At 34.9% G+C, this 14553-nt stretch carries 10 protein-coding genes and 1 rRNA gene (1 of these 11 running past the window's edge); 5 read left to right on the top strand and 6 right to left on the bottom strand.

Annotation, left to right across the window (positions count from 1 at the left end; all coding sequences use genetic code 11):
- Positions 1-302 precede the first annotated feature (302 nt).
- The 3 genes from QP953_RS23100 to QP953_RS23090 all read right to left on the bottom strand — a co-directional run bounded on the left by QP953_RS23100 (position 303) and on the right by QP953_RS23090 (position 3460).
- Positions 303-1433, bottom strand: coding sequence for an imelysin family protein (locus QP953_RS23100; protein WP_309553090.1), 1131 nt, complete (start codon positions 1431-1433; stop codon positions 303-305).
- An 87-nt stretch (positions 1434-1520) separates the two neighbouring features.
- A complete protein-coding gene (locus tag QP953_RS23095) occupies positions 1521-2642 on the bottom strand; it encodes a DUF4856 domain-containing protein (protein WP_052595220.1) in 1122 nt (373 codons plus the stop codon).
- 419 nt (positions 2643-3061) lie between these two features.
- Positions 3062-3460: a hypothetical protein gene (locus QP953_RS23090; protein ID WP_052595222.1), complete on the bottom strand. Its 399-nt coding sequence runs from the start codon at positions 3458-3460 to the stop codon at positions 3062-3064.
- 590 nt (positions 3461-4050) lie between these two features.
- Between QP953_RS23090 and QP953_RS23085 the strand changes: the two genes are divergently transcribed.
- From QP953_RS23085 to QP953_RS23075, 3 genes are all read left to right on the top strand, one after another.
- The gene (locus QP953_RS23085) at positions 4051-5283 is read left to right on the top strand and encodes an alkaline phosphatase (protein WP_052595225.1); all 1233 of its coding nucleotides are present in this window, start codon (positions 4051-4053) and stop codon (positions 5281-5283) included.
- A 444-nt stretch (positions 5284-5727) separates the two neighbouring features.
- Positions 5728-8343, top strand: a complete 2616-nt coding sequence (locus QP953_RS23080) for an AAA family ATPase (protein ID WP_052595227.1) — start codon at positions 5728-5730, stop codon at positions 8341-8343.
- A gap of 228 nt (positions 8344-8571) precedes the next feature.
- A complete protein-coding gene (locus QP953_RS23075; protein WP_309553089.1) occupies positions 8572-9150 on the top strand; it encodes a hypothetical protein in 579 nt (192 codons plus the stop codon).
- Between the two features lie 3 nt (positions 9151-9153).
- On the opposite strand, the gene QP953_RS23070 is transcribed toward QP953_RS23075, so the two are convergent.
- Positions 9154-9711: a hypothetical protein gene (locus QP953_RS23070; protein WP_309553088.1), complete on the bottom strand. Its 558-nt coding sequence runs from the start codon at positions 9709-9711 to the stop codon at positions 9154-9156.
- Positions 9712-9803: 92 nt separating this feature from the next.
- Between QP953_RS23070 and trpS the strand changes: the two genes are divergently transcribed.
- Complete coding sequence (gene trpS / locus QP953_RS23065) at positions 9804-10817, top strand: tryptophan--tRNA ligase (protein WP_052595234.1); 1014 nt, start codon at positions 9804-9806, stop codon at positions 10815-10817.
- 381 nt (positions 10818-11198) lie between these two features.
- Here trpS and QP953_RS23060 read toward each other — a convergent pair whose 3' ends face one another.
- On the bottom strand, positions 11199-12248 hold the full coding sequence (locus tag QP953_RS23060) for an OmpA family protein (RefSeq protein WP_309553087.1): 1050 nt from the start codon (positions 12246-12248) through the stop codon (positions 11199-11201).
- A 33-nt stretch (positions 12249-12281) separates the two neighbouring features.
- Positions 12282-13145 (bottom strand): hypothetical protein, encoded by an 864-nt coding sequence (locus tag QP953_RS23055; RefSeq protein ID WP_309553086.1) that lies wholly within the window; start codon positions 13143-13145, stop codon positions 12282-12284.
- Between the two features lie 873 nt (positions 13146-14018).
- Between QP953_RS23055 and QP953_RS23050 the strand changes: the two genes are divergently transcribed.
- Positions 14019-14553, top strand: a 16S ribosomal RNA gene (locus tag QP953_RS23050) (it continues 992 nt past the right edge of the window).

Here is a 14553-nt window from a genome sequence, read left to right as displayed (position 1 = left end):
GAGGTAAAACCGCACTTTTTTGCTGTGTCTTTGGTTCGTTGTACCAAGCACCCGCAGTTAACTAGGCTGCTACTACGTGGCCACTGCGTTCATTGATTAGTACTAAAAATAAGCTTATTTTTTAGCTATACTTTTCTGTACGCTACTTAATGTTTTTGAAAACAGACAAAATACTTGCTACAAGATTTAAAAAAGTCATTTCCAACAAATCAATAGTTGGAAATGACTTTTTATTTAGTGGAGAATAATTCCTTGTTTTGATCTAAAGAGAGTCTAGGAACCAATATGAAGAAAAGTAATGATTAATCCCCATCATCTACATTATCAATATAAGTAATGCTAATGCAAAGGGCTGACGGCATATCTGTTTTTAGATTAACCACTTGGTTTTGAGCAGCGGCATAAGCTGCCTTTACATCATTCAGGTTATTGTTGATGGCATCGTGCAGTGTATTAGGCTGCAAATTTTCTAAAGCATTAATAGTAGCATTGTATTGGTTTTCGATAACTGTATGCAACGGTTCGCTGCCTTTGCTAGCGTTGGTCGCCGTTAAATAGTCATCTAATCCTACGCCGTTGGTGCCATTCGAAAATCCTTGAAAAACTGCTTTGTTGGCTTTGATGGCTGCCAATGCTAAAGCAATAGACTGGCGGCTGTAATAGGCTTCTACATTTTCAGGTAGGAGTGGCACATAGCCTGTTTTAGCACTAATAGGAGTCCCCAATTTATTATTTTTGAATAATTCATAAGATTGATTCAATTGGTTGACAAGATTACTAATCGGCTTGCCATTAGCGACACCTTCTGTTGAAGTAAAAGTGTTTAGGTAGTTTGCCCCATCTGTTTTCCAAGCATCATAAACAGCAGTAGTTTTTTGTTTGATTAAGGCAGTAACATCTTTTAAATATTGTTTTCTATTCGTTGCATCTGGAGCCGTACTATATAAATTGATCAAATCATTATCAGAACTAGCAGCTCCATACAACAAGTAATCTAAGGCAGGAAAGCCTCTAGTGTAAGAGTATGTTTCTGTTGTTAAGTCATAACTCCCAGAGCTAATTGCGTCATTTAGTCGAGTAACAAAGACAGGAAAATTATTCATATAGAGACGCAATTCTTCTGTTTCTGCTGGACCAAATTCAAAGATAGAAGCAGTTTGCCAAGTTGTCCAAGTTGCTTGAAGTATGTTTCTTAGTGTTGTTAAATTAGCCACTGTTGGAGTTGTTGCAAAATTACTAGCTGCGGCATCCAAATCATCGGCTTCTTTGGCTAGTTTTTGATAATTGGGCAGAATAATATTGTTGCCAATATTGGATAACAAACTCAATTGATCAAATTCTGTTGCACAAGCATTGTTAGAATCTGTTTTACAAGCGGAAAAGGTACATAAAAAAACAAAGACAGTAATTGCCCCAAGAATGGTCTTTTTCATAACAAATAGAATGAATATAAACAAATAATTGAGGATTGAAGCTCGAATAGCTTCAATCCTCAATTTTTATAAATTAAGAAAAAAATCTTACAAAGAATCTTTTACAGCAGATAAATCGGTAAAAATACCAACTAATGCAGTTTTAGCTGCTTCTATTTTAGCTGAAGTTACATTGTAGTTATTAGCTTGAAGAGCATCTGCACTACCAAATAAATCTGTTAAAATCGTATTTACTTGAGCTTCTGTAATGCCACTAGCACCTGTACCATATTTTAAAGAACTAATAAAGCCAAATACTTCTGATAGACCGTGATAAGCTGCCGCAGCATCTGTTGACAAATCATCTTTTACACTGTTTAAGTAGTAGATAGCAGTAGCAGCAACAACCAATTCCCAGTTTTTACGCAAAACAGCAATCTGCTCGTCGCGGGTATCCATGTCTTTAGCAGAAATAGCTGCACGACCTTTCAAGAAAGCATTCATCATTTTTTCATTTAAAGGATAAACAGCTTCGTGTTTGTTGCAGTATTTTCCCCAAAAAACAGCATCAGAAGTAGTTGTAGGGAAGTTTTTGTTGACCCCAAAGTAGCCAAAAGCTTCATCCCAGTGATGTTCCATAGCAGTTCCTTTACCATCCGTTACAGTGTTATTATCTACTTCCATTTTGCCTGCTCCTAAGTACACAGATGTTGCTTGATAATAAAAGCAAGCTCCCATCAAGCCTTTCTCAATTACTTGTGCTAACTCAATACCGTTTTCATTTAACAAATAGAACTTAGAACCAGCATTATTAGCAGCGATACCCGCTTGACCAGATGCTGCAGTTGCACCTGTAGATTGGCTGGCAACAGCAACAGCATCCATATATGCTTCAAAATTGGCTTGTTCTGTAGCAATTGTTTTGCTTTTTAATTGTTTGGTAGAACTGTTCAAATCTGTTGTTGAGAAGTGATTACCAGTATTATCACCATACATATCTTTTAGCTTGGCAGCATCTAGTGCTGGAGCATTAGCAACGTGTGCTGTTTTGATGTAGGTAGTAATTTCAGCCATCATGTCCAGACGATTGGTTTGACCACTATAACTTACATTATCAAAATTGTAAGTTTCAGGAACAGTATAAGAAATATTCTCGTCGGTTTTACAAGAAGAAAAGCTTATTGCTAGGGCAGCACCAGCTGCAAAAAGAGTACTTGATGAAAATTTCATTGTATATTTTTTTGTTTTTAATTCTACACCTCTTTTTGAGCAGTTCTTGTTTTGAATGATTAAGTTGCTCAGAAAGTATAGAAATTTTAGCTTGATTTTTAATTGCGCCGCAAAATAAATCTTATTTAAACTAAATCCAAATAAAGATAGTTAAAAAATAATTTATTTCTTGCCTGATTTTTAGCTAGTAAAGAAGGTTTTAAGTGAGTAGATGGATTAACAGTGGCTTATAAATAAGAAAAAAGCTAAAAACAAATTTTTGTTTTTAGCTTTTTGAATTTTGATAGAGCTTTTACTTATAGATGCTTGGGGACAAGCCAACAATTTTATTCGATTTTCTGTTAGAAAATGTCGAGCTAATAGGATGACTATAAATTTATATTTTATAAGCAATGAACTTGGTGCTATAAAATAATTTATTACCAATTCATACGGAAGGCATCTAAAGAATCGTTATTACTAGCAACAGCTTCGAATTTATCAAAAAATGCTTGATTCTGCTGCAAAATTTTAAAACTGTTTCTATAATATGCAATAAACCAAAACGAGAAGATAACCGCAGCAATCCCCCAAATCATCCACAGAGCAACAAAGCTATTCATATGATCGGCAATCAATGAAAAAGCTGAACTAACAACAATGATGAATGTTAGCGCAATAAAAAAGAAGATGCTAGACTTTCGGTTGCGTTTGTAAATCAGCGCTGCATCTTTGCCAATAACTTTATCTTTTATTTTACTATAATTTTTAAAGTTACGTTTATAGGTTAGAAACAGGCGTTCCAAATCATTTTCTGAAAAAGAGACTAATGTTTGCATGATTGTTGTATCGTGATTGATTTTATTTTTAGAAAATAGTCGTCTAATTATTCAATACATATTTAATAGTAGATTGCTACGCCTAGGAACAGCATCTTTGCACTATTGATCCCAGTCTAATTAGCTATCGATTAGCTGCTTGTCGTGTGCTACTTTGGAAATGTTGAGTAGCTGATTCTTTGATTAAAGCAAAAAATCGACCAAGTACCATAACTAAATATACCGCAAAGTTAATTATTTTTGCAAGGATTTTTTAATATATACTGAGCTTGCTTTTGTTAAAAAAGTACCTACTGTTTAGTTGCTTGTTGAAACCTTATGAGATAGTACCTACTATCATCAATATTTAAAAACCAAAAATGTTTTGTTCAAAGCAAATTTTGACTCAAAAAAGATATTAATCAAAGTAATTATTATGTGCCAATTACTTTATGAATGACCATAGTCTACAACCTATTAAAACTAGTTGAAGAAACATTTAAATATAAGAAAACTAAGTACCAATAGCTATAACATCAATTAAGCCTTGTTTTGTCATCTGAAAAGGTTGCTATCAATTGGACGGAAAAGTTATTCTATTAAACGAACGAATGAAGAGATTATTATTATTAATATTATTAGGAATGAATTTTCAAGGTTCTGCTCAGAACTTTGATGTAGAGATAGGCCCAATTTATGGACATTATACGGATACAACACGCCATTTTTGGATGTTAGTTAAACCCAACACACAGGATGATCCTTTGGTGGATTGGGTCACTCAGTTTAATGTCGATTTGTATGAATATTTTGAGCAATTTACAGAGGAACGGGTGCGAAAAATAGAGCGCAGTTCTATGATAAAAGATAGGTATATTTTGGTCAGTGGTATTTTGAATATCAAAAAACCTCAACCAGCCAAAGCAGATATTAGCTTTTTAATTGGTTCCTGTGCGTTTCCTTATCCTTTTGCATTCTGGGGAGGCAAAGACAAAGAGGTGATCTTTGATGCTATGTTTAAGCATGATAAAGATTTTATGCTGTGGATGGGAGACAATGTTTATTATCTGCTAGGGGAGTGGAAGCAAAAGAAACGAATGCACAAGAAAAACTTGAAGATGCGTTTTAAGCCTAAGTTGAGAAAATTTTTAGAAAGCTGTCCACAATATGCTACATGGGATGATCATGATTTTGCGGGGAATAATGAGCATGGTGATTACTCTGGGAAATACCAATCGTTAGAAATATTTAAAGACTATTGGGCAAATCCTTATTATGGGACAGATAGTACTTTGGGAGTATTTTGTCATTTTAGTCATGCTGATGCCGACTTTTTTATGCTAGATGCTCGGTTTTATGCTAGTGACAGCAGTATGTTAGGAGAGGGGCAGACCAAATGGTTAAAAGAAAAACTTGAAGCTTCTACAGCTAATTTCAAATTTATTGTATCAGGAACACAGATTTTGTCTGACAATCCATTAGGAGAAGATTTGGGAGATTTTGCTAATTCTAAAGCCGATTTGATGAATTTTTTAAAGGAAAAAGATATCAAAGGGGTTATTTTTTTGAGTGGTGATCGGCATTATGGGGAATTGGTAAAGTTGGAACGAGAAGGAACATATCCTTTGTATGAAATGACGAGTTCTCCTTTGACGTCGTTGGTTAATCCTGCCTACACTAAAAATAATCCTTTGAGATTGCCTGAGACATTGGTCTTGGATCTAAACTTTGGAAAGGTGCATTTGTTCGGTCAAGGAGAGAATCGTCGATGCCGATTGGAGTTACTTGGTCGTACGGGGGAGCTATTTTGGCAGCAAGACATATTTTTATCTGAAATACAATAAAAATCAGCCATCTAAATTAGACACAAAAAGCTGCAAAAAAAAAGAGAAAAAGAATTATTTTATCCTAAAAAAGACTAAATTACGCTACCTAAATATTGGTTTGAATGTTCTAGAACATTGGATAGGATACTTTTGTTGTATTACTTGATAACGTTTTGCGGCAATTCTATACAGGAGTATTATCGATGCTGTTTTGATACCATATTAATGTCCTAATTCCATCCTGAATATAATTACAACTGCTAGGATCGTGGCTTGTAACACCTTAATTATATTACTATTTATTTGTTTGGCGGCACTATCATAATATAGTGTCTTTGTAGAGAAGTGTAGTGAGGCAAGTACTAAACAAAACGATGGAATATATTAGGTTTGCAAAAAACGAAACAAATTCAATACATAAACACAGATTACATCGCATCAATTATTACCAATAAGTAAATTATGAAAGATGACCAAAATGCCATTGGAGGCAACTATAAATTTAATCACTTAAAGGTTTTTGGCTCTGTAGAGAATTTTTATAAGAATTTAAAGACCTATCGACGTGTTTTTGATGCGTCTGAGTGTCGTTATATTTATGGAGAGCTTTCTTTTTATAACAAATTATTTGATGAGCGAGATTGGAAATGCAAATCTAGATTGGTTTGTACCGATGTAAATACCGGTACACAGATTTGTGATATGAAAAAAGATCTTGAAGTAAAAAAAGATCAAAACATTGTAAAAATTCAAGAGGGCTGGGGAACAGCGAATCCAGGATGGTGGAAGAAAGGAAAGTACAAGTGGGATGCTTATTTGGATGATCAGTACTTGGGAACAGCGTATTTTTATATTAATGATGAGGGACCTGTTACAGCAGATGCTAACCCTTATATTGCCATTAAAAATATTCGCCTTTTTGAAAGTGCGTTAGAGGGAACACCGATTAAGGATAGAAAATACTTGAAGAGCTTTAATAAGTCAACTACTCGTTATGTCAACGCTGAAGTTACGATTGATATTTTGAGCAAAACAAGACCTTTGCCTCTAAACTTTAAATTTAATTTCTACAATGATATTGGGCAACACAAAGCCTACATGGAATATTTTAAAGAAGTTGGAGACAATCGAACAACAGTTACTTTTGATACAGGGTATGGATCTAACAAAGGCAATTACTGGTTTGAAGATGACTACACCTTGGAAGTGCAGTTTATGAATGAACTAATTGCTGTTGTTCCTTTTACAGTAGCTCAAGAAGAGGAAGAAATGAAAGGTGAAATGCCTTTTAATATAGGAAATAAGGTAGAACGAACCGCAACAAGTAATAATGGGGGATCGGAAAAACCTACTTTTGAAGAAGCTACTGCCGAATTGAATGCTTTGATTGGACTAGAGGCGGTAAAAAAACAGATCGATGAGTTCTCAACGTATCTTAAGTTTTTGAAAATTAGAGAAGAAAAAGGTTTTAAAGAAGACAAAACATTTAATCTACACACGGCTTTTCTTGGGAATCCAGGTACGGGAAAGACAACGGTTGCCAAAATGCTGGGCAAGATTTATTACAGCTTAGATTTGTTGTCGAAAGGTCACGTACACGAGGTTGGACGAGTTGATCTGGTAGGAGAGTATATTGGTCAAACAGCACCTAAAGTGCAAAAAGCAATTGATAAAGCAAGGGGAGGTATTTTGTTTATTGATGAGGCTTATGCGCTTTCTGATAGAGGAGATGATGGCAAAGATTTTGGAAAAGAAGTCATAGAAGTATTGCTGAAAGAAATGTCAGATGGAAAAGGAGATATTGCGATTGTATTCGCAGGTTATCCTAAAGAGATGCAAGGATTTATTAGTTCCAATCCTGGTATGAGTTCTCGAATTTCTAGCCATATTCACTTCTCAGATTATGTACCAGATGAATTGATGGAAATTGCTGCGTATGCGGCTGAAAAGCGTGACGTTACCATCAATGAAGAAGCAAAAGTACTGCTTCACAAAAAAATAGTAGAGGCTTACCGTGGTAGGGATCAGCATTTTGGCAATGCTCGTTTTGTCAATGGAATTATCGAGGAGTGTAAGCAAAATATGGCTTTGCGCTTAATGAAAGTGGAAAATTTTGATTCATTGAAAAATGAAGATTTGTCAACGATCATTTTGGATGATATTGAAAAAGCATTTGGAATTACCAATAGCAAAGATGTACACATTCCAGTAGATGATGCTGCACTGAATGAGGCATTAAAAGAGCTACATGAAATGATTGGTTTGGAGGAGGTAAAACGAGATGTGGATGAAATGGCTAAATTGGTTCGCTATTATACGGAAATTGGTCGTGATGTGAAAAAGGCTTTTTCTATGCATACCGTTTTTACAGGAAATCCAGGAACAGGAAAAACAACGGTTGCTCGAATCTTAGTGAAGATTTACAAAGCATTGGGGATTTTAGAAAGAGGTCACTTGGTAGAATGTGACCGAAAGGAATTGGTGGCAGGTTATACTGGACAAACAGCCATTAAAACTTCTTTAATGATTGACCAAGCGATAGGGGGGGGACTTTTTATTGATGAAGCTTATTCTTTGACACAAGGTGGACAGGGCGATTTTGGAAAGGAAGCTGTAGAAACTTTGTTGAAGAGAATGGAAGACCAACGTGGGGATTTTATTGTTATTGCTGCGGGATATCCTGAAGAAATGCGTCAGTTTTTGGAAATTAATCCTGGATTGATGTCTCGTTTTGACCGTACTTTAAATTTTCCAGATTATACAACAGAAGAGTTGATGGAAATTGCTCATGTGATGTTTGATAAGGAAAACTTGTATTTAGATGTAGAGGCCAAGGAACATTTGAAGAAGTATATTGCAGGGATGTTGGAACACAAACATAAGTATTTTGGCAATGCTCGATCTATTCGAAAAGTAGTCAAAGAGATTGTCCGTCGCCAGAATTTGCGGTTGGCAAGTTTGTCTGCCGAAGAAAGAACGTCAACTATGATGCGTACGGTAACAATAGAGGACTTTAAAGACTTTAAATTGTTGGATCAGACCGATGATAAGCCGAAAAAAGGAATTGGATTTAGATAGATTTATTCAGTAATAGAAAGACATTTTTTGTAAAGCTTCTAACAATTGTTAGAGGCTTTTTTTATAAGGAATTATAGTATTGCTAGGAATTTTTTGCTTCAAAAATGTATTTATATAAACATTGATAGTTAACGGTGCAGTTCTACAATATAGAAGTTGTTTGAAATTGCGTTTTTTTTGAACAAATTCATAGCTAGGAATTGAATTGATATAAGAAAGAATAAGCCAATGTTAAATTTTTTGGATGAATTAGCACTAGAACACCAAGGTCGTATAAAGACAACGGAATCTAAGTGGAATAGCTATGGTACTTATTTTCCTGTCTTGGTTAAAGATATAGATGTTAAGTTAGGAGATTGGAATCTGAATTTAAATTATGAGTATCGTCAAAATTATATGACAAAGGCTAGTGCAAAACAAATTTTACTGTTTGGAGATGAGGGATTTGATCGGTGTGATAAACATAATATTCTTTTAAGGTGCAAGATAGATGCTTCAAAATTCAACACCATATTTACCATTCAACGCAAGCATCTTTTCTATCGACTTTTTTATAAAAAAAGTAATGAGAAATATATTGTACAATGCAAGGAAAAACGGTTTAAAGATTATTTGACATCATGCAAAATGATTGATGTTGCTTATTCTGAAAAAGGGTTTAACCCCTTGGTGCAAACTTGGGTAGAACAAGGCTATTATTACATTAGTATGGGGTATGAAGGTAAGTTTGGCATTGCAAAAAAAGAAGCTTTATTTACCTTTGAGTTAGGAAAAGAAATAATAAAGCACATAGAGAATTTTTGCTAATTTTTACAAAAATACAATTTCAAAGTCCCCTTTCGGAACAATAGGGGCTAAGTCGTGAGAAATACGCAATGATTTAAAGTTTGGTAACTTATCTAGAAAATTGGGCAAATTTTGGAGTTTTGGATTGGCATCAAGGGTTAGTGTTTGGAGATTTTTTAACGCTAACACACTCACTGGAATTTCTGTAATAGCAGTATCCCGAATACTCAAGCTCTTCAACTGTTGCAACTCTTTTAAGCTATCAGGAAGTTGTTGGATGGGAGCTTGATAGATTTCTAAGATACGTAGGTTGGGCATAAAAGCGAGCTGCTCAGGTATTTGTTGCAGCTGTGGGTTTCGGATAGACAAAGCGACTACTTCGTGCAAAAGGTGGCACAACTGTCCCAAGTATAAATCATCACAAGCAATAGCAGGTTGGGTGTGGGCTAAGTACAACAAATCCTTAATCCCTCGCTCCAAAGGCCAAAGGCTAATTTGAGCACTTGAACGTAACTCATAGGCCAATTCTATATTATTTGGTTGACCTGTTTTTAATAATTTGCTGATTTTTTCGAGCATCATTGGAACTTTTAGTATACTTGTGGAATTAAACTAAAATATAAAGTTGGGTGTGTTTTGCAGCCACAAATTAAACTTACAAAAAATTAAAAACAATGAGTACCAGGAAACGAATTTTATCAGCTATCCAGCCTACGGGCAATATGCATTTTGGCAATTACTTTGGAGCTGTACAAAATTGGGTGCGTTTGCAGGAAGAATACGATTGTGTGTATGGTGTTGTTGATTACCACGCGATGACCATGCCATATAACCCAAAAAAATTGCGCGAAAATACTTGGGAACTTTTGTTTAATTTGATCGCCGTAGGAGTAGAACCTAATAATTTATTTATTCAGTCTTTGGTGCCTGAACATACCGAATTGGGATGGATTTTTAATTGCTTTTGTTCGTATGGTCGATTGGGACGTATGACGCAATTTAAAGATAAAAGTGTGCAGTCTAAAGAAAAAGCAGGAGATGATTTTATTTCTGCAGGTTTGTTTGGCTATCCTGTTTTACAAGCAGCAGATATCCTAATTTACAAAGCCGATTATGTACCTGTCGGAAAGGATCAAGATCAACACTTGGAGCTAACTAGAGAAATTGCAGATCGTTTTAATAGATTGGTGGGCAAAGAATATTTTGTTTTGCCTCAAACAAAGTATACTGAAATACCTAAGGTGATGTCTACGCATGATCCTAAACGTAAAATGAGTAAAAGCGCAGGTGAAAAACACTATATCTCGGTTTTTGCAGAGGAAGCCAAGATTCGTAAGCAAATCAAGTCGGCTGTGACGGATACTGGAGATACACCAGAAGGAGAAATGAGTGCTGGGGTTGAAAACTTATTTAGCTTGTTAAAAGCAGCAGGTAAAATAGAGGCGCATACTAGTTTGATGGAGGATTACCACAATGGTAATTTGAAATATTCCGACCTAAAAGGGGAGGTAGCCGATGGATTGGTAGAATTGAGTACAACGTTTAAAGCTCGCAAAGCTGACCTTTTGACCAGAAAAAAAGAGATCAAAGGTCAAATAAAAGCTTCTTCTGCCGAAATTCGTAAGCGTGCGCAAGAAACAATACGAGAGGTAAAAGAATTGGCAGGGTTGAGCAACGTAAAATTCTAAACTACTTTTTAGAAAAATTTTATTATTTGAAATCTGTGAGGTCTCCAATGAAACTTCACAGATTTTTTTGTTTAGAACAAAGCCTATTTTGTTGGTATTATTGTAATAATTTGTTTTGTTCCACAACTTTTAATTACATAAACTTCTTTAGGGAGTTGACTGGATTCAAATTTTGCATATAATGAATCAGCAATTGAATATGGAACAGCTAATTCAGACTTTGTAGATTCTTTTAGTGGAGGTGTTTTTTTAAGAAAGTAATTACTGTAACATGGCTGTAAATATTAGGAATTTTGAATATGTGTATTAATAAAAATCCTCACTTTGATTATAGCGAGGATTTTTAAATACTGTATATATAATACTTCTTACAAACGAATTTTAGAGCTCTATAAAACGAATTTCAATTCGCTCATTTTTTTGACGTTCATTTTTGGAGTTATTTAAGGCAATCGCATTGGCACTTCCACGTCCAATTGGTTTTAGTTGGCTCCCCAAAACTTCTTGATTCTCCAACCATTTGGCAATTGCTTTGGCTCTGGCTTTTGTAAAAGTGAGACTCTCGGTAGGGTCTAAACTATTGTGTGTATAACTAATAATCTCTATTTTTATATTAGGGTTCTCTTTAAGTGTTTTGGCTAATGTTTTTAGGATTGTAAAAGATGATTTTTTGAGCACATCAGACCCAGTTTCAAATTCTATTTCCTTTAACAACAAGCGTTGATCTTTTTTCAATACCATATTAGGAGTATAGGGAACCAAGGTTTGTTCTTTAAATTCAGAGACAGATACGACATCAATAAATAAATAAGTACACTCTTTTTGGGTTCGATTTTCAAACACGCCCTTATTATTGGAGCTAAAATTGCCAATAGCGATAAACTGTTCGCCACCTTCAGCAGTATATATAGTTGAAATTTCTTCCCACTCATACTGTTTAGTAATAGGAGTTTGAGTGTTATTTTGTAAGCTTAGAGCAGGTAAATCAAGAACACCTCTTTCTGTCTGTTGATCTAATGGCGTTTTGCTCAAAACAACTCCCACCTCATTAATAGGTTGCTGGCAAAACTGTATAGGCAAACGAACTCGCATTTGAACAACATACTGTTTTCCTGCTTCTAAAGGTTGAGACAACGAGCTTTGTTGACATTCTGTTTTTATATCAAACTTTTGAATGGATAAAACTTGTCCCTCACTAGCAGGGGGCAGGCGCATTCCCTGAACAAAAGCCTTGGATTCTTTTGATAAAAAACAGTTAGTATTAATATAACCAGGATTTCCTGCAACAGTAGACCATCCATTAACCGTATCAATACGTTCTGTACTACCATCACAAACAGCTCCTTCTTCAAAAGATGGGTTAACAACGAGATTTTGAGCGATTAAAGCGCTATGAATAAAAACTAGAATAAAGAAATGGATAATTTTCATACTATATATACTATATGGTGATTGATATTGGTACTAAGATTTAAGTTTTATTTTTGGCGTGGCAAAGATAAATTGTTCTGATACTTTATATATCTTTTGTTCGGTATAAAAAAAGTTCGTGTCTATCTTTTCTCTTATGGCATTATTAATTCCATAAGGAACGACGAGTTTATATAAATTATTTTTGTCAAAATCCTCATTTGTACAAATAGAGTAACGACTTGTTCGCATTTTACCTTTTTCACCTTTTTTTAAATTCATTAAAAAATCTGGTGGAGTACAATCCAAGACATCCCAATTGGTCTTGTTTTTTACCATGATAAAAGGATACGTTATTGTATCTAATTTAGGTATTGCTAGAAGGGTAGAGGAATTAGAAAGAGAAAAGTGATACCGTATACCATATACAACAGAATCGTGAGTATTGGTCAATACAAAATCAGGGATAATAGATGATTGAAAAGTAGATTTCTTCTTCTTAGAACTCCAATGTGGGCTTAATACTAAATTCAAATCATTTTCATAATGCTTGTAGACATAAATACTGCTAGAACTATCCGATGCTGACTGAATACATGAAATATTAATTTCTATTGCAACCATGGAACTATCTAATTCTACTGCTTTATCTATTATAAGGTTTTTTGTAGGATGTTCAATTTGTAATATGTAGTTTCCTTTTTCTATAAAATAATGTTGAATTGAAGGTTTAAAAGGAAGACTTAAAATAATCTGCTTTTCTTCATTTAAAATTTTTGCATTAAATGGTTTTGGATAATCACTATAGAATTGAATGGACAACTCAATACTGTCTGCATGATTTGTATTATGCGTGGCATAAATATGATAAGAGTAGGATAAAATGATTGTGAGTATGTACAGAATGTTCTTTTTCATCTTTTCTACTTTTATACAATTATTCGTTTAGGGTAATCAGCTTGCTTTATAATTTTAATTTTCTAAGCAATTTTTGCTTTTAAGGAAGTGGACAGAAAAAATATGGCTAAAAAAAGAAGGTTGTTTAGAGCTCTGCTGCTACTTCGTGGTTTATATAATTTTTTCTGAACGATTCCTTAATAATGCTTATCATAAATAAAATTACATAGGAATGAAATAATACTTTTCGTGAAAAAATGCTCATTGTAATGCTTTCATCAATTCTAATTAAAATTTTATGCCAAATCCGAAAAGTAGACTTTGCTGTAAATGAATGGATTGTGTTTTTGAGCAAAAAAAAGAATGAAAAAAGGTTGTAGAAAAAAGGTAAGAAATTTGGAGAAAGGGAAAAACGTCGTACCTTTGCAACCGCTTCGAAAGAGAGGTGTTTAAAAGTAAATAAAGGGTCAGACAAAGAACAACAAATATTTTTAGAAAAAGTTCCAAAAATATTTGCAGATTCAAAAATAAAGTCAGACATTTGCAACCGCTTCAAAAGAGAAGTATAGCAAAAATGAAACGACAAAAAATGGCTACTAAAAAATATTTTTTAAAAAAGTTTAAGAAAAGTTTGGTGGTTTAAAAATAAAGTCAGACATTTGCAACCGCTTAACGAAAGAGCGGATAAAAAAGTTTCGAAAGAAACAGAAAAAGATATTTGAAACGACAGGATAATTAGGTAAGAAACTAGAGAAATCTAGAAGAAATTTTCAGCTTGAGAAAGTTGAAGAGCAAGCGTAAAATCAAGAAGAGGAAGATGTGAAAAAGAGAGAGATGCTTGTTTTGTTACAAAGTAATAGAATAAGTAATCCGTCAAAAACAAAAACTAGAAATAGTATGGAGAGTTTGATCCTGGCTCAGGATGAACGCTAGCGGCAGGCTTAATACATGCAAGTCGAACGGTAACAGCAACTTCGGTTGGCTGACGAGTGGCGCACGGGTGAGTAACGCGTACAAAACCTACCTTTTACTGGGGGAAAGTCGCTGGAAACGGCGAATAATCCCGCATACGACTATTAATACACATGTATAAATAGTGAAAGGCTTCGGTCGGTAAAAGATGGTTGTGCGTCCCATTAGCTAGATGGTAAGGTAACGGCTTACCATGGCGACGATGGGTAGGGGGCGTGAGAGCGTGATCCCCCACACGGGTACTGAGACACGGACCCGACTCCTACGGGAGGCAGCAGTAAGGAATATTGGTCAATGGAGGGAACTCTGAACCAGCCATGCCGCGTGTGTGATGAATGCCCTTTGGGTTGTAAAGCACTTTTATCTGGGAAGAATGACAGGGATTAATCCTTGGAGAGACGGTACCAGAAGAATAAGCACCGGCTAACTCCGTGCCAGCAGCCGCGGTAATACGGAG

The organism is Aureispira sp. CCB-E, from assembly GCF_031326345.1.
Lineage (GTDB): Bacteria > Bacteroidota > Bacteroidia > Chitinophagales > Saprospiraceae > Aureispira.
Note: the sequence above shows the minus strand (reverse complement) of the source record. Positions and strands in the feature narration are given on the sequence as shown.

Bases quoted from the DNA above. Each gene is read 5' to 3' on its own strand.
- QP953_RS23100 (WP_309553090.1), bottom strand. From the start codon at position 1,433: ATGAAAAAGACCATTCTTGGGGCAATTACTGTCTTTGTTTTTTTATGT.
- QP953_RS23095 (WP_052595220.1), bottom strand. From the start codon at position 2,642: ATGAAATTTTCATCAAGTACTCTTTTTGCAGCTGGTGCTGCCCTAGCA.
- QP953_RS23090 (WP_052595222.1), bottom strand. From the start codon at position 3,460: ATGCAAACATTAGTCTCTTTTTCAGAAAATGATTTGGAACGCCTGTTT.
- QP953_RS23085 (WP_052595225.1), top strand. From the start codon at position 4,051: ATGAAGAGATTATTATTATTAATATTATTAGGAATGAATTTTCAAGGT.
- QP953_RS23080 (WP_052595227.1), top strand. From the start codon at position 5,728: ATGAAAGATGACCAAAATGCCATTGGAGGCAACTATAAATTTAATCAC.
- QP953_RS23075 (WP_309553089.1), top strand. From the start codon at position 8,572: ATGTTAAATTTTTTGGATGAATTAGCACTAGAACACCAAGGTCGTATA.
- QP953_RS23070 (WP_309553088.1), bottom strand. From the start codon at position 9,711: ATGATGCTCGAAAAAATCAGCAAATTATTAAAAACAGGTCAACCAAAT.
- trpS (WP_052595234.1), top strand. From the start codon at position 9,804: ATGAGTACCAGGAAACGAATTTTATCAGCTATCCAGCCTACGGGCAAT.
- QP953_RS23060 (WP_309553087.1), bottom strand. From the start codon at position 12,248: ATGAAAATTATCCATTTCTTTATTCTAGTTTTTATTCATAGCGCTTTA.
- QP953_RS23055 (WP_309553086.1), bottom strand. From the start codon at position 13,145: ATGAAAAAGAACATTCTGTACATACTCACAATCATTTTATCCTACTCT.